The sequence below is a fragment of the Bacillus tuaregi genome (assembly GCF_900104575.1).
Taxonomy (GTDB): domain Bacteria; phylum Bacillota; class Bacilli; order Bacillales; family Cytobacillaceae; genus Bacillus_BD; species Bacillus_BD tuaregi.
On the sequence record NZ_LT629731.1, the window covers coordinates 1,035,131 to 1,055,767 of the forward strand.

The 20,637-nt window shown below is 38.2% G+C and carries 22 protein-coding genes; 13 read left to right on the forward strand and 9 right to left on the reverse strand.

Annotation, left to right across the window (positions count from 1 at the left end; genetic code table 11):
* Positions 1–192 precede the first annotated feature (192 nt).
* Positions 193–1,389: a DUF418 domain-containing protein gene (locus tag BQ5321_RS07285; RefSeq protein WP_071393864.1), complete on the forward strand. Its 1,197-nt coding sequence runs from the start codon at positions 193–195 to the stop codon at positions 1,387–1,389.
* Between the two features lie 87 nt (positions 1,390–1,476).
* A complete protein-coding gene (locus BQ5321_RS07290) occupies positions 1,477–1,830 on the forward strand; it encodes a YisL family protein (protein ID WP_071393865.1) in 354 nt (117 codons plus the stop codon).
* Positions 1,831–2,086: 256 nt separating this feature from the next.
* On the opposite strand, the gene BQ5321_RS07295 is transcribed toward BQ5321_RS07290, so the two are convergent.
* The gene (locus BQ5321_RS07295) at positions 2,087–2,647 is read right to left on the reverse strand and encodes a DUF2777 domain-containing protein (protein ID WP_071393866.1); all 561 of its coding nucleotides are present in this window, start codon (positions 2,645–2,647) and stop codon (positions 2,087–2,089) included.
* A gap of 204 nt (positions 2,648–2,851) precedes the next feature.
* Between BQ5321_RS07295 and asnB the strand changes: the two genes are divergently transcribed.
* The gene (gene asnB, locus BQ5321_RS07300) at positions 2,852–4,699 is read left to right on the forward strand and encodes an asparagine synthase (glutamine-hydrolyzing) (protein ID WP_071393867.1); all 1,848 of its coding nucleotides are present in this window, start codon (positions 2,852–2,854) and stop codon (positions 4,697–4,699) included.
* An 83-nt stretch (positions 4,700–4,782) separates the two neighbouring features.
* On the opposite strand, the gene BQ5321_RS07305 is transcribed toward asnB, so the two are convergent.
* Positions 4,783–6,543: a glycoside hydrolase family 13 protein gene (locus BQ5321_RS07305; protein ID WP_071393868.1), complete on the reverse strand. Its 1,761-nt coding sequence runs from the start codon at positions 6,541–6,543 to the stop codon at positions 4,783–4,785.
* Between the two features lie 217 nt (positions 6,544–6,760).
* Between BQ5321_RS07305 and BQ5321_RS07310 the strand changes: the two genes are divergently transcribed.
* A complete protein-coding gene (locus BQ5321_RS07310; RefSeq protein ID WP_071393869.1) occupies positions 6,761–8,248 on the forward strand; it encodes an alpha-amylase family glycosyl hydrolase in 1,488 nt (495 codons plus the stop codon).
* A 30-nt stretch (positions 8,249–8,278) separates the two neighbouring features.
* On the opposite strand, the gene BQ5321_RS07315 is transcribed toward BQ5321_RS07310, so the two are convergent.
* On the reverse strand, positions 8,279–8,770 hold the full coding sequence (locus BQ5321_RS07315; protein WP_071393870.1) for a YajQ family cyclic di-GMP-binding protein: 492 nt from the start codon (positions 8,768–8,770) through the stop codon (positions 8,279–8,281).
* Between the two features lie 160 nt (positions 8,771–8,930).
* Here BQ5321_RS07315 and BQ5321_RS07320 point away from each other — a divergent pair, with 160 nt between their 5' ends.
* Positions 8,931–9,797 carry a CvfB family protein gene (locus tag BQ5321_RS07320; RefSeq protein WP_071393871.1) on the forward strand — a complete coding sequence of 289 codons (867 nt, stop codon included), beginning with the start codon at positions 8,931–8,933 and terminating at the stop codon, positions 9,795–9,797.
* A gap of 76 nt (positions 9,798–9,873) precedes the next feature.
* Here BQ5321_RS07320 and BQ5321_RS23670 read toward each other — a convergent pair whose 3' ends face one another.
* Together BQ5321_RS23670 and BQ5321_RS07325 are read right to left on the reverse strand one after the other, a co-directional pair.
* Entirely contained in the window at positions 9,874–10,005 is a 132-nt protein-coding gene (locus tag BQ5321_RS23670) for a DUF3941 domain-containing protein (RefSeq protein ID WP_075981472.1), read from the reverse strand.
* A gap of 87 nt (positions 10,006–10,092) precedes the next feature.
* Complete coding sequence (locus tag BQ5321_RS07325) at positions 10,093–10,956, reverse strand: DegV family protein (RefSeq protein ID WP_071396810.1); 864 nt, start codon at positions 10,954–10,956, stop codon at positions 10,093–10,095.
* 207 nt (positions 10,957–11,163) lie between these two features.
* Here BQ5321_RS07325 and BQ5321_RS07330 point away from each other — a divergent pair, with 207 nt between their 5' ends.
* Positions 11,164–11,592, forward strand: coding sequence for a hypothetical protein (locus BQ5321_RS07330; RefSeq protein WP_071393872.1), 429 nt, complete (start codon positions 11,164–11,166; stop codon positions 11,590–11,592).
* A 65-nt stretch (positions 11,593–11,657) separates the two neighbouring features.
* On the opposite strand, the gene BQ5321_RS07335 is transcribed toward BQ5321_RS07330, so the two are convergent.
* The 3 genes from BQ5321_RS07335 to BQ5321_RS07340 all read right to left on the reverse strand — a co-directional run bounded on the left by BQ5321_RS07335 (position 11,658) and on the right by BQ5321_RS07340 (position 12,945).
* The gene (locus BQ5321_RS07335; protein WP_071393873.1) at positions 11,658–11,843 is read right to left on the reverse strand and encodes a DUF3813 domain-containing protein; all 186 of its coding nucleotides are present in this window, start codon (positions 11,841–11,843) and stop codon (positions 11,658–11,660) included.
* Positions 11,844–11,846: 3 nt separating this feature from the next.
* Complete coding sequence (locus tag BQ5321_RS24390) at positions 11,847–12,002, reverse strand: hypothetical protein (RefSeq protein WP_187143724.1); 156 nt, start codon at positions 12,000–12,002, stop codon at positions 11,847–11,849.
* Between the two features lie 124 nt (positions 12,003–12,126).
* Positions 12,127–12,945, reverse strand: a complete 819-nt coding sequence (locus BQ5321_RS07340; RefSeq protein ID WP_071393874.1) for a Cof-type HAD-IIB family hydrolase — start codon at positions 12,943–12,945, stop codon at positions 12,127–12,129.
* Positions 12,946–13,136: 191 nt separating this feature from the next.
* Here BQ5321_RS07340 and BQ5321_RS07345 point away from each other — a divergent pair, with 191 nt between their 5' ends.
* The 4 genes from BQ5321_RS07345 (at position 13,137) to moaA (ending at position 16,798) form a co-directional block, all read left to right on the forward strand.
* A complete protein-coding gene (locus BQ5321_RS07345) occupies positions 13,137–13,907 on the forward strand; it encodes an alpha/beta fold hydrolase (RefSeq protein ID WP_071393875.1) in 771 nt (256 codons plus the stop codon).
* 74 nt (positions 13,908–13,981) lie between these two features.
* Positions 13,982–14,290 carry a metal-sulfur cluster assembly factor gene (locus tag BQ5321_RS07350; RefSeq protein ID WP_071393876.1) on the forward strand — a complete coding sequence of 103 codons (309 nt, stop codon included), beginning with the start codon at positions 13,982–13,984 and terminating at the stop codon, positions 14,288–14,290.
* A gap of 171 nt (positions 14,291–14,461) precedes the next feature.
* Positions 14,462–15,583 (forward strand): TIGR04053 family radical SAM/SPASM domain-containing protein, encoded by a 1,122-nt coding sequence (locus BQ5321_RS07355; protein ID WP_071393877.1) that lies wholly within the window; start codon positions 14,462–14,464, stop codon positions 15,581–15,583.
* A 198-nt stretch (positions 15,584–15,781) separates the two neighbouring features.
* Positions 15,782–16,798 carry a GTP 3',8-cyclase MoaA gene (gene moaA, locus BQ5321_RS07360; protein WP_071393878.1) on the forward strand — a complete coding sequence of 339 codons (1,017 nt, stop codon included), beginning with the start codon at positions 15,782–15,784 and terminating at the stop codon, positions 16,796–16,798.
* 79 nt (positions 16,799–16,877) lie between these two features.
* Here moaA and ric read toward each other — a convergent pair whose 3' ends face one another.
* On the reverse strand, positions 16,878–17,573 hold the full coding sequence (gene ric / locus BQ5321_RS07365; protein ID WP_071393879.1) for an iron-sulfur cluster repair di-iron protein: 696 nt from the start codon (positions 17,571–17,573) through the stop codon (positions 16,878–16,880).
* Between the two features lie 201 nt (positions 17,574–17,774).
* On the opposite strand from ric, the gene BQ5321_RS07370 reads away from it, so the two are divergent.
* The 3 genes from BQ5321_RS07370 to mobB all read left to right on the forward strand — a co-directional run bounded on the left by BQ5321_RS07370 (position 17,775) and on the right by mobB (position 20,614).
* Entirely contained in the window at positions 17,775–18,731 is a 957-nt protein-coding gene (locus BQ5321_RS07370) for a methyl-accepting chemotaxis protein (RefSeq protein WP_071393880.1), read from the forward strand.
* A 99-nt stretch (positions 18,732–18,830) separates the two neighbouring features.
* Positions 18,831–20,096 (forward strand): molybdopterin molybdotransferase MoeA, encoded by a 1,266-nt coding sequence (locus BQ5321_RS07375; RefSeq protein ID WP_071393881.1) that lies wholly within the window; start codon positions 18,831–18,833, stop codon positions 20,094–20,096.
* Positions 20,090–20,614 (forward strand): molybdopterin-guanine dinucleotide biosynthesis protein B, encoded by a 525-nt coding sequence (gene mobB, locus BQ5321_RS07380; RefSeq protein ID WP_390622143.1) that lies wholly within the window; start codon positions 20,090–20,092, stop codon positions 20,612–20,614. The genes BQ5321_RS07375 and mobB overlap by 7 nt, the downstream gene beginning before the upstream one ends.
* Positions 20,615–20,637: the final 23 nt, after the last annotated feature.

The following is a 20,637-nucleotide window of genomic DNA, read 5'->3' on the forward strand; positions in this document are numbered from 1 at the left end:
ACACCCTTTTATTTGTTAATTCAACTGGGAAAGGATAGGATTTTCTTGCCCAGCTTTTTTACATTGTATGTTATTAGGGCAGGAAGGTGCACATTTGCCTAATTGAATTATATTTTAATTAAAAAATTTACGAAGTAGTTGAATAGGAGGGTCTATAATAAAGGAGTGACATTAATGAAAAGGAGCTAATGTATGAAGCAAGATTTATCGCCTATTCGAGAACAACAACGCATCGTTTCTTTGGATGTTATGCGGGGGACGGCTATCCTTGGCATCTTTCTCGTTAATATGCTTTCATTTCATTCACCATTACTTTATATTGATCCCATTGAATGGTGGCAGGATTCGGTTGATAAAGGATTCTATATCTTTATTGATATATTTGTCCAAGCAAGCTTTTATCCACTGTTCTCCATGCTATTTGGTTATGGACTTGTCATCTTCAGAGAAAGGGTTCAAAACAAGAATTTGTCTTTTACACCTATAGCTATTAGAAGGTTATTTTTGCTGCTGATTGTCGGTTTCATTCATGCGATTTTTATTTGGCATGGGGATATTTTATTTAATTACGCTCTATTTGGATTTCTCTTTCTTTTGTTTGTGAAGTTGAGTGGGCGGACCCTGATGATATTGGGGAATATGGTTTATTTATTACCCAATCTTTTGCTTTCTGCATTGCTATTTTTATCCATGCTTATAGCACCGGCAGAGGAACTCTCCACATATCATCCTTTATTGTCTGCCGAGTCAATAGATCGATACCAGAATGGAAGCTATCTGGAAATTACCATACAGCGTGTAGCTGATTGGACATACACAAATAATATGTTTGGATTGTTTATGATGTTATTCACCATCTTACCGCTCTTTTTCATCGGTGGAAGTGCTGCAAAATATAAATGGCTTGAAAGAATTCAAGCCTGTCGTAGGGGATTGTGGATAACGCTTATCATTTCCTTTCTATTAGGGCTGTCTCTAAAACTATTACCATACATATGGACAAATATAGGAACAAATTACATTCAGGATATGTTCGGCGGACCGCTGCTGGCAATATCCTATGGTTTAATGATTGCTCTTTTTACTGAAAAACAGCCATTAAATAAGGCTTTCACCTTGATATCATATGTGGGCAGAATGTCCTTTAGCCATTATTTATTACAATCCATCATTGCAACATTGATTTTTTATTCCTATGGCTTAGGGTTGTACGGCGAAACTTCTGTATGGGTTGGTACTTTGCTTGTGTTTATCATTTACCTGCTACAATGCATTTTTAGCCGACTGTGGTTTGCTCATTATCATTTCGGACCTGCAGAATGGATTTGGCGAAGCTTTACCTATTTTAAAAGGCAACCTTTACGCAAACAAACAAAAGATGTTTCTTAGTTAAACATGATAAATAGCATATAAATAGGCATTTTTATAAGGGTATGGTATGATATTTTCGAATTGGATTGAAGGAGGATATAGAGTATGACACATGCACATATCACAACATGGGTACTGGCATTGATTTTATTTTTTATCGCGATAAGTCTGCATAAATCGGGAAAACAGCGTGGCTTAAAGATTGTACAAATGATTCTGCGTCTCTTCTATTTGTTCATTATTGCAACAGGTGTAATGATGCTAGTAGATATGACTGCTATCAGCACCATGCACTGGATTAAGGCGATTCTTGGAATTATTGTAATTGGATTTTTTGAGATGGTGCTTGCTTCTACGATTAAAGGAAAATCAACCGGGGCAGCCTGGTTATTATTCGTGATTGCCTTTGTAGCCGTTGTTTACCTAGGGCTTTCACTACCGTTAGGTTTTTATATTTAACTTCATTCAGCAAATGCTTTTTGTACCGAAAGCTTGCGACAGGTACAGAAGTCCTCCACTTCTACAAGTGGGGGATGAATGCAAATGGTACTTCGATTCAGTGGGGTTCAAACCCCGGCTGAATGAAGTTAAGCCTCCGGCGCGTCTTGCGATTGTTTAAAGGTAGTTTACCCGAGCGAGCTCAGGTAATCCGGACGCAAATTCGACGGGCGAACAAAAAACTGCCAGATACGGCAGTTTTTTGTTTTGTAAGGGACTAACCTATTTTTTCAATGACCATTCTTTTGCCCGTACTTAATGTAAACTCAAAGCGGTCATTTGTTTGTTCGAAGTAGGTAAAATGATGATGAACAGAGCAAATCAATTCACCATTATCAAAAACTATAAAGTTTACACCACTCTTTTGTTTGCTGTCATTAAGAAAGGTCAATTGATTATAGCAGTAAATACAATCGTAAATGGAAAAGTCCATTGTATTTAAACTCGTAATAAATTGATAAAAAGCATCATCATTTACTTCTTCTAAAAGGCGCTCTAACGAGAAGACTAAATTTTTCCGAATCCTAACAATATCCTGGTCTTTTAAATGAATGGTCTCTTGGTCTTTTTGGATTTTTCCATCCTTGCATAATATGCCTTTGCGCCAACGGTTTAAGCGAAATACTTCTATTTCCTCGTGAAGCCAGACATCTAATAACGCAGCTTCCTCTGTTTCCTCATCAAAAAAAACCCATTGGTCGTTTATGCACTCAACGCTTCCTTCAGTGAAGGCGCGCTGTTGATATTCGATAAGTTTTGTACGCTGTTGTTTGTTCATGGTTTATAAGACCTCCGTATAAAAACCTCCGTATATAAACCCCATAAATCAGGGGAATTCATTTTCTTTTTCTATTTCTAGACATATTCAAGTGGTTTTAAACCCCAATTTTGTTTTTCGGGACAAATAACCAAAATAGTACTTCTGCATAAAGTAAGTAAAGAGAACTAAGCGACAAGGTTCCGTAAAGAAAGGGTGAGCAAGATGTGCGGCATAACAGGCTGGGTGGATTATCACAGGGATTTACAAAATGATACTGCAATCATTAGATCGATGACGGAAACTTTGGCAAAAAGAGGACCTGATGATACAAATTTATGGACTGCTCAGCATGTTGGATTTGGACATAAACGTTTAGTCGTAGTCGATCCAGAGCGCGGTAAGCAGCCAATGGTTAAAACAAACCAGGATCATCCATACACGATATGTTATAACGGTGAGTTATACAATACAGAGGACATCCGAAAAGAACTGCTACTAAAAGGATATTCGTTTCATGGTCATTCTGATACAGAAGTTCTGTTAGCTGCCTATATGGAATGGAAAGAAAATTGTGTGGATTATTTAAATGGGATATATGCCTTTGCAGTATGGGATCAGGAGAGGGATTTATTATTTATCGGCCGAGATAGGCTGGGAGTTAAACCATTGTTTTATTTTGAAACAGCCACAGGGTTTATTTTTGGTTCAGAAATTAAAAGCATCCTAGCACACCCAGATGTTAAGCCTGCCCTTAATCGAGAAGGGTTAGCGGAAGTGTTTGGACTTGGTCCTGCCCGTTCACCAGGAGTGGGAGTTTTCAAAGGCGTGAAAGAGTTAAGACCTGGTCATAGTTTAGTATTTTCGCGAAACGGATTAAAAATCTGGCGCTATTGGAATGTGAAAAGTGAAGAGCATCATGATTCGTTTGCCGAAACGGTTGAAAAAATTCGTTATTTATTTAAAGATGCAGTTACAAGACAATTAGTATCTGATGTACCTCTTTGTACGTTTCTTTCCGGTGGTCTGGATTCAAGTGCGATTACAGCTATCGCAGCGAATACCTTTGCAAATGAAGGGAAGGGCCAACTTCACACGTATTCTATTGACTATGAAGGGAATGATCAATACTTCAAAGCAAATGCATTTCAGCCTAATTCTGATGGAGTCTTTATTAAGAAAATAACCGATACGTTTAACACGGTACATCACCAGTGTATTATTTCGCAGAAGGATCTTGCAGAATATTTACATGAAGCCGTACATGCTCGTGATTTACCTGGAATGGCTGACATTGATTCATCACTGCTATGGTTCTGTCGTGAAATCAAAAAGGATTTTGTGGTGAGTCTTTCAGGGGAATGCGCCGATGAGATATTTGGAGGATATCCGTGGTTTCATCGTTTAGATGATTTAAGCCGGACGGGGTTTCCATGGATGAGGTCAATCAATGAAAGACATCACTTACTAAAGGCAGATTGGCAAAATAAATTAAAGCTTCAGGAATATTCGTTAGAAAAATATAAGGAAATAGTTGCAGAAACTCCTTTACTTGATGGTGAAAGTGCTGAAGAAAATCGAAGAAGAGAATTGTTTTACATCAATATGCTCTCGTTTATGACGACTCTGCTAGATCGGAAAGATCGAATGAGCATGGGGGCGAGTCTAGAGGTTAGGGTTCCATTTGCCGACCATCGCTTAGTGGAATATATGTGGAATGTGCCTTGGGATATGAAGATGACCGGGAACCGCGAGAAAGGCATTTTACGAAAGGCATTAGAAGGGCTGCTTCCAGATGAGGTTTTATATCGGAAGAAAAGTCCATATCCTAAAACACATCACCCTGTATATCGAAAAATGGTAAAAGGTATGCTTGAACAGATTCTAAAGGATAAAAATACAGCATTATATGAATTTTTTGATGCGAAGAAGCTTAAACAGATTGTGGAGTCAGAGGGTGCTTCCTTTAAGGAACCATGGTTTGGTCAACTGATGACAGGACCACAGCTCTTGGCCTATCTCGTACAGTTTCATCATTGGTGCAATGACTATAACATTGCCATTGTCGACTAGAAAAAGGGGTTTTTTTACGGGGTATCTGGTATACAAAATACAATAATCACCAGACACCCCGTTATTTATTATTTTCCGAAAACCTATCCATTGTGGAAAAGCAAAATAGCTGAATCGAAGGGGTTAATTACCGTAAATAATTCCTCTGATTCCATCATATATTCATGATTCTTCAATATCTCTACAATCTTTCGTCCTTTTAATGGAAAAGGCAGTGTAAGCTTTAATACCTCTGCTGATGGATTGATAATCACTAAGCATTTACGTTCATCCTCCTCCTTTACATATGCGATGCCATTTTCAATCGGAAGAAAATGAAATTTTCCTTGATTTGCTAATAAAGGTTCTTTTTTTCTTAGTTGGATAAGCTGCTTAATGTGATGATATAATTCAAGGTTTTGTTGATCTTTCTCCCAAATCATACATCTGCGGCAGCCAGGATCCATTTCTCCTGTAAGTCCGATTTCATCACCATAATAAATGCAGGGAGTTCCGATAAATGTTAGCAGAAAAGTATAAATAAGCTTTGCCTTTCCAATATTTCCTTCACATTCTGTCAATATTCTCGGTGTATCATGGCTGCCGACAAGGTTAAAAAGAGTTTCGTTAACAGTTTCGGGGTATTGCATCATAACAGCTGTCATTTGCTCTCTAAATTCTCTAGGCGAAACCAATCCCTTGGCGAAGTAGTGAACGGTCTTTGTTAGAAACGGATAATTCATGACCGAATCAAATTGATCCCCTCTGAGCCAACCTATACTGTCATGCCAAATTTCACCAAGAATATAAAGCTCGGGTTTAATTTCTTTGACTGCTTCACGAAATTTCCGCCAAAAGGCATGGTCAATTTCATTAGCTACATCTAATCTCCAGGCGTCTATATCAAATTCCTTAACCCAATAGCGTCCTACCTCAAGCAAATAATCTCTTGTATCTTTATTTTGTGTATTTAGCTTCGGCATGGTTTCTACAAAGGAAAAAGTAGCATAGTTTGGGTGCTCACCACCTCTTAGTGGGAATTGTTCAGTATGAAACCAATTTTTATAAGGTGATTTTACTCCGTTCTTCCATACGTCTTGAAAAGGAGGAAAATAAAAACCACAATGATTAAAGACGGCATCAAGCATGACGCGAATTCCCTTCTCATGACATGTCTTCACAAGCCTCTTAAAGGTCTGTTTGTCTCCAAATTGCGGATCAATTTCAAAGTAATCAATCGTGTCATATTTATGGTTGGAATAAGCTTTAAAAATCGGTGTCAAATAGATCCCGTTTATCCCTAATTCCTTCAAATAATCTAGCTTTTGAATAATTCCTATGAAGTCGCCGCCAAAAAAATTTTCGGCTGTTGGGTCCTCGCTGCCCCAAGGTTTTGTATCAAGTGGATTCAGGCGTGAATCACCGTTTGCAAATCGCTCCGGGAATATTTGATACCAAATAGTGTCTCGCACCCAAGCTGGTGCTCGAAACACTTCGTTGGAATGTAAATAGGGAAAGCAGAAATATTGGTTAGGATCGTGAGGTGGCTCGTTGAAATAGCCCTTTTCAGTATAGATAACGCTTTCCGTTTCTCCGTGTACGTGGAAGCCGTAGCGTAACCGTTGATAGGGAGGGGATACCTCCACTTGCCAATAGTCAAACAAACCATCTGATGCAACACGAATTAAAGGTATGCTATAAGTAACCCATCTATTATCCTGCCATTCATACTGGTCGCCGTAAATCAACTCTATGGAAGCTACATTATCTTTTTTCGTTTGGATTCGAATATGCAGAGAATCCTGCTGAAAAGGATAGGCATATTGATCGGTTGGACGGTGAAAAATGGAAGCTCGCTCAAGCATCTAAATACCTTCCCTTCTTTGGATATTGCTATTAGGTTTTCCTGTTCATGCAATAAAATTTACTTCTCTATTAGGTTTATGATGTTACATACCAAAATGAATATTTTAAATTTTTTAAAATAACATTGTTTTTCGTTGACGGTCATACAGACTTAAGGATAATCTTAATAGAGCTAGAATAAAGTTATTTATGAATGTACAAGGGGGAGAATAAAGGATGAAAAAATGGGTTCTCAAGCTCATAATCATCTCGTTATGTTTGATAAACGTCCTACCGGTAGCTGCTACAGAGAAGGAGAGTCGCAGCTGGCAGGATGAAAGCGTTTATTTAATGATGATAGACCGCTTTAATAATGGGGATCAAAGCAACGATGAGGGTGTGAAAATGAATCAACCCGAAGCCTATCATGGTGGCGACTTCCAAGGTGTGATGGATCAGTTAGATTACATAAAGGATATGGGTTTTACAGCTATTTCGCTTACCCCCGCTTTCGATAATGTAGACGGAGGTTACCATGGCTATTGGGTAAATGACTTCTATAAAACGGACGAGCATTTTGGTTCTATAGAGGAATTTAAGAAATTGATAAATGAAGCACATAAGAGGGATATGAAAGTCATACTTGAATTTGAAGTGAATCATGTTGGGCCTAATCATGCCTGGCTAAATGATTCAAAGAAGAATCTATGGTTTCGAGCAGAACAGGGTCAGGGAGAAAACTTACCATTATTAGATCAGGAAAATAACGAGGTTCAGAAATATTTAATAGATGCAGCCAAATGGTGGATTAAGGAAACAAATATTGATGGTTACCAGGTCCAGCTATTGAAGCATACGTCCGCTGCTTTTATCCGTTCATTTGCAAAAGAAGTGAAAGCTGTGAAAGATAATTTCTATCTTCTAGGTGAGGCAAAAAACGCTGATACAGAGCAAATGGTGTCATTCATTGAAAATGGAGGGGACGGCATCACAGACTATCCATTGGCCGCAGAATTAAGAGAGATATTCTCGAAGTCGAATCAGTCGTTCACCCCTTTATTTGCAAGGCTGGCACAAAATGAAACTGTATATCCCGAAACAGCCTTATTAGCGACTTTAATGGATAATCAATTTACTGAACGTTTTACAAGCCAAATGGTTGAGAATAATGAGCATCCTGGTCCACGCTGGAGGCAGGCACTAACATTTCTCTATACAACACCAGGGGTTCCATTCGTCTATTATGGAAGTGAAATTGCCTTGAACGGGAGTGGAGAGCCTGATAACCGTAAGCAGATGAATTTCCGAACAGACCAGGAAATCGTTGAGTATATTAAGCAGCTCGGAAGTCTGCGTTCGGAACTGCCTTCATTAACTCGGGGAACGATGAATGTACTGTATGAGAAGGATGGCATGGCTGTATATAAACGAGTTTATCATGATGAAACGACTGTCGTTGCTATTAACAATACGACAGAAACCCAAACCATTACCTTATCCGAAAAGGAATTAGCAGGAGACAAGGAATTAAGGGGCCTGATAAACAATGATCTAGTTCGTAATGATGGGGAAGAATATCATATTACGATTGACCGTGATGAGTCTGAACTCTATGTGCTAAGAGATAAATCGGGGATTAATTATTCTTATTTTATTGCGCTGGGAGTAGTTTTGGTTGCCTTTTTCGTTTTTATCAGTCTTATCAAAAAAAGATCACGTAAATAAAAAAAGGCGAAGTCAAACTTCGCCTTTTTTTTAACGATAATTAACAAATTGAACATCAATACTTAAGTCCGCCTCTTTAACAGCCTGGATAATTTTCTGCAGGTCATCACGGCTTTTAGCTGTAACTCGGATCTGGTCATCCTGAATCTGGCTTTTCACCTTAAGACCGCTATTTTTAATGATCGTATTGATTTTCTTCGCATTTTCTTTATCAATACCCTGAATCAGCTTGGCTCTTTGTCTGACTGTTCCGCCACTTGCTCTTTCGACTTTACCGTAATCAAGGTTTTTGACCGGTACACCACGCTTGAATAATTTACTGAACAGAACATCCTTCACTTGATCTAATTTGTATTCATCATCTGAAATTAGAACAAGTTCTTCTTTATCAAGTGAAATATCACTTTTACTGCCTTTAAAGTCATAGCGATTTTGTATTTCCTTCAATGCGATTTGAATTGCGTTTTGCACTTCTGCAAAATCAACGTCCGATACAATATCAAATGAACTATCTTTAGCCATACATACCCTCCAACAAAACAGTTTTTCATTCTTATAGCGCGTTACAAGAAGAGGTTTCCCTTTACCTATTAATTATAGTAAAATATAGCAGTTGATACAACTTTAGGTAACCTAGCATAGTTTATGATCAGATTTAGTTCTTTCAAAGGAGGAAAATCCCTTGTCAATATATGATAGCATAGGACAAGCTGTACAATTAGAGGTAACGCGTAAGACTGATTTTGGTTATTTCTTAACAGATGGTACAGACGATGTGCTTTTACATCAAAATGAAACGGACCAGGATTTGGAACTGGAAACACAGGTAGAGGTCTTTTTATATACAGATTCCCAAGGTAGAATCGCAGCTACGACAACGATTCCAAAAATTACGGTTGGTAAATATGAATGGGCAGAAGTAAGTGATGTAAAGCCTGGGCTTGGTGTATTCTTAGATATCGGGATACAAAAGGATATGCTACTTGGAGAAGAAGATTTACCAGTCCATAAAAGTGTATGGCCGCAGGTTGGTGATTTACTATATATAACGCTAAGGGTAAATCGAAACAACCGTATTTATGTAAAGCTGGCCACGGACCCGATTATCGAAGAAAATTCAGTAGCAGCAACCCGAGAAGATTTTAATAAAAGTATTCACGGCTACATCTACAGGACAGCCAAAGTTGGGAGCTGGATTTTTACGGCAGAAGGTTATAAAGGCTTTATTCATGAATCACAGCGTAAAGTAGAACCACGTCTCGGTGAAAAGGTTGAAGGACGTATTATTGATGTAAAAGAAGACGGAACAATCAATGTATCGCTCCTGCCAAGAAAGGAAGAGGCCCTTGATGTAGATGCCGAAAAGATTCTTTCTGTACTAGCAGAGCGAAATGGCGCCATGCCGTATTGGGATAAAAGCATGCCAGAGGATATCCAGAACAAATTCCAATTAAGTAAAGCGGCGTTTAAGCGTGCGTTAGGACGATTAATGAAGGACGGGAAAGTCTACCAAGAGGAAGGCTGGACCTATATTAAGCGAGAAAATTAGGGCGGAGAACAACCGCCCTTAATTTGATACCTAGCTAAAGAAGCCAAGGGCTCCTTAGTCTAAATCTTTCGCTTTTCTATAGATGATCTGTTTTCTTGGAGTATTGATGTTTACCAGCTTTACGGTTTTTCTCACGCATCATATTTTTTTCATGGCGAAGGGCATTGTTGTCCTTTGCCTTTTTGTCATTATCAGACGTATGAGGCATAATAAAAACTCCTTTCCATCATTAGCTTCAACCTTAGTCTTGGCTATGATAAAAAGGAGTATGTCAGAAAGAATTTACCATGAGATATTATGACTCAGGCAGTTTGTTTAAGAAAAAGATGGCAATGGTACCAAAACCCGTATGGGAGCCTATAACAGCACCAACATCCGTTATCATAACTTCTTTTGCGTGTAATTCTTCTTCAATTAATTTTTTCATTTCTAGTGCAGTATCCATAGCATCAGCCTGGCTGATTCCAACAGTCTGCTCTTCAAAGCTTACTCCACGTTCTGACATGACTTCAATAATGCGGCGCAGCAGCTTCTTTTGCCCGCGGATTTTTTCTAATGGAACAAGCTTGCCGTCTTCAACATTTAATAGCGGCTTTATATTAAGCAGTCCGCCTAAAAAGGCTGATGCCTTTGAAACGCGGCCGCCTTTTGCTAAATAATCAAGATTATCGACCGTGAATAAGTGCTCCATATGTGTGGCAAGAAATTCCGCTCTTTGAACGATTTCGTCAAAAGTTGCGTTTTCCTTTGCTAGCTTAGCCGCTTCCTTAACAACCAAGCCTTGACCAAGTGATGCGCATTTTGTATCTATGATTTTTAATTTGAAATCAGGATAGGTCTCTTTCACCTGATCACGTATCATGACAGCTGTTTGATATGTACCTGATAACTGTGAAGAAAAGGCAATATAGATTCCTTCCTCGTTATTTTGCGCCATTTCAGTGAATGTTTTCTCAAATCTAAGCGGAGAAACCTGTGATGTTTTTGGAACTTGACCATCTCGAATAGCCTTATAAATGGTGTCTGGTTGTATGGTCAGTAAGTCTTCATATTCCTGGTCATTCAAATGGACTTTTAACGGAAATAATGTCACTTGATTGTCTTTATAAAAATGTAGGGGTAAGTCACTCGCGCTGTCAGCTAAAATCTTAACCGGCATTGGAATCACCTGCTTTCCATTAAATTGCTTTTCTTTAAAAACCTGTGGTATCAGCGTTTCGATATTAAGTGTACCATTTAATGATTTTCTATAAAAGTACCATTCATTACGAGATGTTAACAAAATCTGCTTGAAAAGATTTTATTGGGCATAATAATGGATAATACCTTTCTAGAAAAAAATCTAATGTTTAGGAGGTTCTATTTTATGTTTAGATTCATACTTATTCTTTCTATTATATTGTTCTTTCAACAAGAGATTACAGCTGAAGGAAGGATGGATCAATCGCTGTATGCTGCTTCAAAGGATAAATCAGTAAATACTACTAATTTTTCAGATATTGTAGTAAAAAAGGAGAATGATAAATATATCATCACAGGCAAATCAAAAGTGAAAAAGGGCGTTTTTTATTATAGTGTAGAAGACGGTCATCGAATATTAATCCCCGAGACAAAGGTTAGGGTGAATAATTTATACTGGACCTCTTTTAAACTGACGTTTTCTATTCCTGTGAAAGCAATGCCGGAAAATGGTGTGTTAGTGTTAAATTTATATGAAAAGAATAGGTCTAAAGAAATTCGCGATCCTTTCCCGGTTTTTCTAGATCGTTTTAGTGAGCAGAATAAACAAAGCTGACAGCAATGTCAGCTTTGTTTACTGAAGCGTCCATCATACGACTAGAAAAGCGAATTTTGCTTCCCTTAATGTAACGCGTCTAACTCTTTTTGCAGTTCCTGGAGCTGCTCTTTCTCAGCCATTGTCGTATTGGCATAGGCTGAAGATAGAGCATTTTTTGCTTTTTCGATTGCCACATCCTGTTCTTCCGGACCGGAATTCTTCGCTAAATCAACAAATTTACGCGCATCTTGGAACAGTCTGTTAGCCATCCTCTAAAGACCTCCTCCAGGTGAAGATTCTTTCGCATTTGCCATTTTGTACGCCTCTGCCTCGGCATACGTCATGTGATAAGGGATACGTTCAGCGTGTTTAGATACAGTGTCCACACCTTGCTGTACAAAACGTTTGGATTTGTTCCGTTTACCCATGCGAATCCCCTCCAAAAAAGAGTGTGAAGCTGTTATAAGCCTCATTCATAGTATGCTCTCCATTTAAGAGAATTATGAAGGAAACCTCAAAAAGCTCATTAAGAGCTAGACAAAATGATGCTATTTAGATAGCCTTTAAATTTAATAAATCATTTAAATAAAGACCAACGCCATCTTCTTCATTAGTTAACGTAACTTCATTGGCAACTGTTTTCAGTTCCTCTATAGCGTTCCCCATTGCGATTCCATACCCGGCATAATCAAGCATTTCTAGATCATTATCCTCATCACCAAAAGCAATAATCCGTTCAGGAGGGATATTGTAATATTCAGAGGCATGCTTTAGGCCGACTGCTTTATGCAAACCGTTTTTTATTATTTCTATCACTGGAAAAGGAGCACCCCAGCTTCGATGTTCAATCACTTCTGCGTGTACTTCGTTTAATCGTTGTCGAATCAGCTTTACCTGTTCTTCAGTCGAATGGATTAACATGCTCGTTGGGGAAGTGGTTAAAAAATGACGTAAATCACCTGTTGTGATCGTTGGATTACCGAAGCTGAATAATTCGAGCAGCTTCTCATCATGGTAATGGAAATAAACATCATCAATCACTTCGGCAATAATATTATAGAAATCATAGGAAATACAGGTCTCCACAATATCCTTTGCAATAGACATATCGAGTGGAGAATGGTAAATACCCCAATTTTTATCCTTTGGATGGTGAACAAAGGCACCATTAAAATTGACGATTGGTGAATCTAATTCAAGCTCACGATAGTACATTTCAGATGAGCGAAAAGGTCTTCCAGTTGCAATCATAACGACATGTCCGGCTTCTTTTGCTTTCTTGAGAACCAGCTTTGTTTTATTCGAAATGGTCTTATCATCCTTTAATAAAGTACCGTCTAAATCTAACGCTATTAAGTGTGTGTCTGCCATTCTATATCCCCTTTCAATGTTCACAGCAGTATTCCTTTTTGTTAGTGTAATCCTTTTGGAAAAAAAAAGTCCACATGTTACACTTGATTCAGATAAGTATTCTTATATCTTAGCTTCTTTTTCATAACAGTCAAAGCATTTGTTGTCTTTATGCGCATCCTTGTACGTTTTTTCGATTGGAGGATTCTATTGTGTTCATTATTGAAAAAAAGTCAGTCAATGATATTCCTGTATTGCATTTGGCTAAAAAAAACTTATTTCACGACAGGCTGCCATTAGTGTTGTTTATGCATGGTTTTACTAGTGCGAAAGAGAATAATCTGCATTATGCCTATCTCTTAGCGGAGAAGGGGTTCCGAGTTGTTTTACCTGAAGCGATGTATCATGGGGAACGGCAAGTAAATATGAGTAAAGAAAAGCTTATGGTCCATTTTTGGGATATTGTCCTTCAATCCATAGATGAAATTGAGGTTCTACGTCAATATTATTTCAGTGAAAATTTAATTGACCCTGATCGAATCGGACTAGTTGGTACTTCAATGGGAGGAATTATCACACTTGGTTCATTAACTCGATATAAGTGGATTAAAGCTGCAGTTAGCTTAATGGGCATGCCATACTATGAAAAGTATGCGCTCCTGCAAATAAACGAAATAAAAAAACGAGGATTAAAGCTTCCTTTTAATGAGGAACAGTTAGCAAGCCTCCTTAAGAAACTTATAGAGCTTGATTTAAGCAGACAGCCGAAGAAGCTTGAGCAACGTCCACTCCTATTCTGGCATGGAAAACAGGATCCCATTGTACCTTTTTCTTATACATATGACTTTTACGAAAGAATTAAACCACTTTATGAAGAGAATCCTAAAAAATTACAGTTTATTATTGATGAAAAATCTGGTCATAAAGTAAGCAGAGAAGGAGTCTTAAAGACAGTCGAATGGTTCGAAACTTATCTTGCTTAAGCGGAAAGTTTAAGCTTTTGCTCCTTTTCTGTTACGATAAAATAGACTAAATGACAAGCAAGGAGTGAGCATACATGGATCAAGATGTAAAAGATAGTATTATGGGTGCTTTAGAACTAGTAGAGGACCCTGAGATTGGCATGGATATTGTTAACCTAGGTTTGGTTTATGATTTAAAAATGGAGGAAGACGGAATTCTTACTGTAGATATGACATTAACATCAATGGGTTGTCCGCTAGCAGGTGTTATTGTCGATCAAGTGAAGGCTGCTTTGAAAGATATCCCTGAGGTTAAAGACACGATTGTCAATATTGTCTGGAATCCTCCATGGACGAAGGATCGCATGTCTCGATATGCAAAAATTGCCCTTGGAATTAAATAAGGCTTAATACCGGCAGAAACCTGCCGGTATTTTTATGTATAAAAACATGTGTAAAAAACGAAAACACCATTTATATGTGAGTAACCTCACTATAAAGACTTCCTAAGTGCTTTATAATTTGAATATTACAGACTGTAGAAGCTTACTGTTAGATTAGAGAGGAGTTTACACATGTTTAATAGAGACTTTAATAAAAATCCATTTATTGTCATATGGGAGCTAACAAGAGCCTGTCAGCTCCATTGCTTACATTGCCGTGCTGAAGCGCAGTTAAAACGAGATCCTCGAGAATTAACCTTTGAAGAAGGTAAGAAACTCATAGATGAAATATACGAAATGAACAATCCGATGCTTGTTTTCACTGGCGGTGACCCATTGATGAGAGAGGATGTTTTTGAGATTGCTTCTTATGCAGTGCAAAAGGGAGTTCGCGTATCCATGACCCCAAGTGCTACTCCAAATGTAACGAAAGAGGCGATTCAAAAGGCAAAGGAAGTTGGGTTATCGCGTTGGGCATTTAGCTTGGATGGGCATAATGCTGAAATACATGATCATTTCCGCGGAACAGCTGGATCATTTGACTTAACAATGGAAAGAATTAAATATCTTCATGAGTTAGAAATTCCAATTCAAATTAATACAACCATTTCCCGTTATAATGTAGGATTTTTAGAGGAAATGGCTGAGTTAGTAAAAAGCTTAGGCTGTGTTCTGTGGAGTGTCTTTTTCCTGGTCCCTACGGGGAGAGGCTTGGAAAAGGATATGATTTCACCTGTAGAGCATGAAAAAGTATTTACATGGCTCTATCAATTAAGTAAAAGGGTATCCTTTGATATTAAAACGACAGCAGGGCAGCATTATCGCAGAGTTGTGATTCAACAGAAAAGAAGAGAAATGAAAGAGAAGCAGGATCAAATTCAATACCTAGATGCATTAACGGAAAAGGGACTGACTGGTTCAATTGATGGGTTAGGAAGAGCTCCAATGGGAGTCAATGATGGAAATGGATTTATCTTTATTTCTCATATAGGTGATGTCTATCCTAGTGGATTATTGCCAATTAAGGTTGGGAATGTACGTGAGCAGACACTTAGTGATATTTATCGAAACTCTCCAATCCTACAGGATTTACGTAATCCAGATAAATATAAGGGGAAATGTGGTCAATGTGAATTTAGAAACGTCTGTGGCGGTTCCAGGTCACGAGCATATGCCATGACAGGTGATTATTTGGCAAGTGAGCCCTATTGTGTTTATATACCACAAGCACTACGAAAACAAAAGAGTTTATAACTATTTATACCAAACCTGACAAGATTTTGATTCATAAGAATATATCTTAACAATACGTTGAATTTATGGTCAAATAAGATGGGTATGTTCAGCATACTTAATCTATGTAAATATTGACTAAAGTATGAGATAATGAAATCTAATGTTAGCTTGCATTATATTAAAAGGGTAAGGACTCTTAAAAGGAGTTGACTATCAATGACAAAAGACATGGTAAAGGATACCTTAAATCGGCCACTTCGAGATCTTCGGATATCTGTTATTGACCGTTGTAATTTCCGCTGCCAATACTGTATGCCCGCTGAACTTTTTGGTCCTGACTTCGCCTTTTTGCCAAAAAGTGAGCTACTCACATATGAAGAAATTGAAAGACTTGCGCGTATTTTTGTCGAGCTTGGCGTAGAGAAAATTCGATTAACAGGTGGAGAGCCCTTATTAAGAAAAGAACTTCCTCTTCTTGTAAAGAAATTATCTTCTATTAGTGAATTAAAGGATATAGCATTAACTACAAATGGTGTCCTGTTGCCAAAGTATGCTGACGAATTGAAAGCTGCTGGATTAAAGCGAGTAAATATCAGTTTAGATTCGTTAAATGATGAGCTGTTTGGACAAATCAATGGACGTAAGGTTGGCACACAGCCGGTTCTTAATGGGATAGAGGCAGCAAAAAAAGCTGGCTTGGGTATCAAAATTAATATGGTTGTGAAAAAGGGCCTAAATGATTCTGAAATTATTCCAATGGCACAATTTTGTAAAGATAATGATCTTCAATTGCGTTATATTGAGTATATGGATGTTGGCAGTACAAATGGATGGAAAATGGATGAGGTCGTAACAAAGAAAGAAATTTTCCAGCAGCTGAATGAACATTTTTCTTTAGAGCCTGTTGATCCCGATTATTATGGGGAAGTGGCTAAACGATACAAATACGTAGATAACCAAGTTGAAGTTGGCTTTATTACATCTGTATCAGAATCATTCTGCTCTACCTGTACACGTTCACGACTATCAGCTAATGGTCAGATTTTCACCTGTCTGTTTAATGGAAATGGCCACGATATTCGTGACTTTATGAGAACAGGTGTAAGTGATGAGGAGATTTCAGAACGGGTTATTAAGATTTGGAATGGTCGTACAGATCGGTACTCTGATGAAAGAACGGCTGAAACGGCTGCTAATCGGAAAAAAATTGAAATGTCCTATATTGGTGGATAAAAAACTCCCTTACAAAGGAGTTTTTTATTTTACTTATTAGAACAGAAAAAAAACCAGCGTACGCTGGTTTTCTCTGTGATTAGATATACCGTGGAAATAGAATATTATTTTCCAAGTGTACATGCATAAAGGTGTGCGCCTCTAACATCTCAAGACGGTTGTATACTAATCGGTACGTGCCACATGCATCAAGCGGTGGAGTAAAGTCATCTGTTATGCTGCGAAGCTCTCTTAAAATATTGCCGGCATGATCATGCTCGCTTTCAAGCTTGCGGATTTCTTCGATTGCTGCTTCTCTATTCTCCACCTCATTTTTTTCTAATGATAACAGAAGCGGGAAGCTTTTTATTTCTTCTTCTTGTGTATGCTCAAGCAATTCCTTTTTTAATTCATAAAATAGTTCGTACACTTTCAAAAGCTCTGGGTGGTTATCACCGTGAACCTTTGCGACCTTTGTTACATAAGGACTAAGGGCTGCGAGTTCTTCTCTTAATGGGTTATGATAGTGCTCGATTACATGCTGAATGATTTCTTCAGATGAACTGTTTGTCCAGACCTCCATATTATCACTTTGCTCTGATTTGCTATAGACAATCGCAAGCTCTTCCATTAATTCATCAAGATTAACGTTTAGCTCAGCTGCAGCAGTACTGATGGGTGTGTTGCCTCCGCAGCAAAAATCAATTCGGTATTTTTTAAAAACATCACTTGTCTTTGGAACTTCATTTACGATATCTCTTACTAAGCTTGTATTTGAAAATGGAATAGTAGTCATATTTAATTCCTCCTAAATTTCGTTTGTTAACTGACGATATAGTAAGCATAAATGAATTTTTTATGTAATTAGGTGACATGTATCACAGTTTTAGCTTTTTCAAAGAAAAAAGCCATTTTTCCTTTTATGTGACGGAGCGCATTACAAATAAAGTGAGATTAGGCTATATTGAAGAAAAAAAGTCAAGGACGGGAACTTAACATGCTTTGGAATAGTCAACAAATAAAAAATTTAGAAATAGAAAAAGCAACGCTTAAAAATCAAGTGACATTGCTTACACAGCAACTACATAAAAAGGACGAAGATATTTCCTTATTTATTAGAAATCTGGAAGAACACCTGATTACAACGGTTACGCAGCATGAAACAGTGAATGGGCAACATAAGCAATTGGGAGATATTGTACAAATAATTAAGTCTCATTTTGAAACAGCAGCTGAATTAGTAACGTCATCAGAAAAATGTGCAACTGAAATGGATCGAAATGGCGAAGAGTTAATTCTATCAGCTAAAAGCATGGGCATAAAAGGAAAAGAAAGCAGAGATACTGTAAGGAAAATGGAGGAGGGAATTGCTGAACTTGGAAATAGAATGGAAACGAATGTTGAGTTAATAAAGACTGTTGGGTATAGATCGAAAGAAATTGACAGGATTGTCCAAATGATAAAAGGAATAGCCGAGCAAACCAATCTGTTGGCACTTAATGCCAGTATTGAAGCAGCGAGAGCCGGTGAACATGGAAAGGGCTTTTCCATTGTAGCTGAAAAAGTAAGAGATTTAGCAGAAGAAACCGCTGAAAGTACAAAAGGGATTATGGAATTGACGAATCGATTTCAACGGGAAATAGAGGATACGATAAAAAGTAATCAGGATAGCTTTCAACTAGCTCGCTCTACAATTGAACTAAGCCAGCTAGCAAATGAGAAAATAACTGAGATGGACCAAGTGATGGTAAAGGTTCAAACGCAGGTTCAAAATGTACGGAATATGATTACTTCGCAAAAATCTAATTGTTCGGATACATTATTAGAAATAACCAGAACGAATAAGATTTTTCAAGAGGTCAACGAGCTTATTATGTATCATATTGAATCTGCTGAAGTGGTTGATAGAAAGCTTGAATCGGGTATAGGTGAATTAAAGAAGGTTATGAAATAGCAGAAAGCAAGATTAGCCTATGTAAGCATTATTTTGCCAGAATTAGTGATTAAAGTTAAGATGAAATGGAAACTTGTTAATAATACAGGAGTTGGTAAGATGCTAGAAAGAAGAACACCCATTGAGATTGGTGAGGCAGTACGTAGAGTAATGGAATATAAACAGGCTGGTACAGTTGAACATGTCTCAATTAATGACAGCTATGGACGATATTTATCTGAGGAATTAGTGGCAACAAATCATGTTCCTCCCTTTGATAAAGCACCCTATGACGGATTCGCGATTCGATCACAGGATACAAAAGAAGCATCCTTGTCTAATCCAGTTGAATTTGAGGTTATTGACCATATTGGCGCAGGTGTTGTTAGTGAAAAAACGCTAGGTCCCTATCAGGTTATTAGAATTATGACAGGAGCGCAAATGCCTGAGGGCAGTGATGCGGTTGTTATGCTTGAATTAGCGCAAACAAGTGAACGAGATGGTAAACAGTATATATCGATTAAGCGTTCATATAAAAGCGGTGATAATGTTTCTTTCTGTGGGGAAGATGCAAAAGAAGGGGATGTCCTTGTTTCTAAAGGTACGTTTATTAATCCAGGTATCCAGGCGATGCTGGCAACGTTTGGATATGCAGAAGTACCTGTTGCTAGAAAACCTCTTGTCGGACTTTTCGCAACAGGCACTGAGCTCTTGGAGGTTGGAGATCCGCTTGAGCCGGGGAAAATTCGAAATAGCAATTCCCATATGATTATGGCACAAATTGAGCGGGCAGGAGCTGAAGTCAGATTTATGGGAAATCTGCCCGATGATTTAGATATCTGCTATGATGCGATTTCAAATGCTATTCATGAAGTGGATATGCTTATTACAACTGGTGGAGTATCCGTTGGGGATTTTGATTTACTCCCGGATATCTATGATAAACTTGGAGCGGTAGTATTATTTAATAAAGTGGCTATGCGTCCAGGTAGTGTGACCACTGTAGCCCAGGCAAAGGGCAAGCTCCTATTTGGACTTTCAGGAAACCCTTCTGCCTGTTATGTTGGTTTTGAATTATTTGCACGTCCAATTATCCGAACGATGCTTTTTTCAAATCAACCTCATTTAAGAAAGGAAAAGGCCATTTTACAAAGTGATTTCCCAAAAGCTAACCCGTTCACCCGTTTCGTGAGAAGCGCTCTTTCTGTTCAAAATGGACGCCTTGTTGTCGAACCGAGCGGGATGGATAAATCGAATATCGTTATGAGTCTCTCAGGAGCTAATTCTTTTATCATATTACCTGGAGGAACGAGAGGCTTTCAATCAGGAGAAGAGGTGGATGTGCTGTTATTAGAGGAAACAAATGGAAGTGAGTGGCCTTGGTAAAACCAGTTATCCTTCAGGTAGCTGGTTACCATAACAGCGGGAAAACAGCCTTCATTCAAAATCTCCTTTCAATGCTGAAGCAAAAAGGGTATCGTACGGTAACGCTTAAGCACCATGGTCATGGAGGAAAACCGGATATCGTCGAGGAGACTGATTCGGCTCGCCATATTTCTGCCGGTGCTTTAGCCTCCCTTGTTGATGGTGGTGGAAGGTTACTCCTACAAACGGAACAGATTGAGTGGTCTTTAAATCAGAAGCTGGGATTACTAGTTATGCTTCAGCCTGATTTGATCATCATTGAAGGATATAAGCACGAAGAATATCAAAAGGTTGTGTTTATTCGCGATGATGACGATTTAATGCTGCTTGATCAGTTAACTAACATACAATTTGTTCTTTACAAAGACAAGCCCCCCAAGCGCTGCCAGTACCAATCTTTTCATCGAAGTGACGATAGGGCAATTGAATGTATTGTTGACTTCTTAACTGCAGAGCTGAATAAACAAAAAGAAGAATGAATAGTTAAATATTTGGTTGTCAA

Coding starts and splice junctions, on each gene's coding strand:
- BQ5321_RS07285 (WP_071393864.1), top strand. CDS start 193: ATGAAGCAAGATTTATCGCCTATTCGAGAACAACAACGCATCGTTTCT.
- BQ5321_RS07290 (WP_071393865.1), top strand. CDS start 1,477: ATGACACATGCACATATCACAACATGGGTACTGGCATTGATTTTATTT.
- BQ5321_RS07295 (WP_071393866.1), bottom strand. CDS start 2,647: ATGAACAAACAACAGCGTACAAAACTTATCGAATATCAACAGCGCGCC.
- asnB (WP_071393867.1), top strand. CDS start 2,852: ATGTGCGGCATAACAGGCTGGGTGGATTATCACAGGGATTTACAAAAT.
- BQ5321_RS07305 (WP_071393868.1), bottom strand. CDS start 6,543: ATGCTTGAGCGAGCTTCCATTTTTCACCGTCCAACCGATCAATATGCC.
- BQ5321_RS07310 (WP_071393869.1), top strand. CDS start 6,761: ATGAAAAAATGGGTTCTCAAGCTCATAATCATCTCGTTATGTTTGATA.
- BQ5321_RS07315 (WP_071393870.1), bottom strand. CDS start 8,770: ATGGCTAAAGATAGTTCATTTGATATTGTATCGGACGTTGATTTTGCA.
- BQ5321_RS23670 (WP_075981472.1), bottom strand. CDS start 10,005: ATGCCTCATACGTCTGATAATGACAAAAAGGCAAAGGACAACAATGCC.
- BQ5321_RS07325 (WP_071396810.1), bottom strand. CDS start 10,956: ATGCCGGTTAAGATTTTAGCTGACAGCGCGAGTGACTTACCCCTACAT.
- BQ5321_RS07330 (WP_071393872.1), top strand. CDS start 11,164: ATGTTTAGATTCATACTTATTCTTTCTATTATATTGTTCTTTCAACAA.
- BQ5321_RS07335 (WP_071393873.1), bottom strand. CDS start 11,843: ATGGCTAACAGACTGTTCCAAGATGCGCGTAAATTTGTTGATTTAGCG.
- BQ5321_RS24390 (WP_187143724.1), bottom strand. CDS start 12,002: ATGGGTAAACGGAACAAATCCAAACGTTTTGTACAGCAAGGTGTGGAC.
- BQ5321_RS07340 (WP_071393874.1), bottom strand. CDS start 12,945: ATGGCAGACACACACTTAATAGCGTTAGATTTAGACGGTACTTTATTA.
- BQ5321_RS07350 (WP_071393876.1), top strand. CDS start 13,982: ATGGATCAAGATGTAAAAGATAGTATTATGGGTGCTTTAGAACTAGTA.
- BQ5321_RS07355 (WP_071393877.1), top strand. CDS start 14,462: ATGTTTAATAGAGACTTTAATAAAAATCCATTTATTGTCATATGGGAG.
- moaA (WP_071393878.1), top strand. CDS start 15,782: ATGACAAAAGACATGGTAAAGGATACCTTAAATCGGCCACTTCGAGAT.
- ric (WP_071393879.1), bottom strand. CDS start 17,573: ATGACTACTATTCCATTTTCAAATACAAGCTTAGTAAGAGATATCGTA.
- BQ5321_RS07370 (WP_071393880.1), top strand. CDS start 17,775: ATGCTTTGGAATAGTCAACAAATAAAAAATTTAGAAATAGAAAAAGCA.
- BQ5321_RS07375 (WP_071393881.1), top strand. CDS start 18,831: ATGCTAGAAAGAAGAACACCCATTGAGATTGGTGAGGCAGTACGTAGA.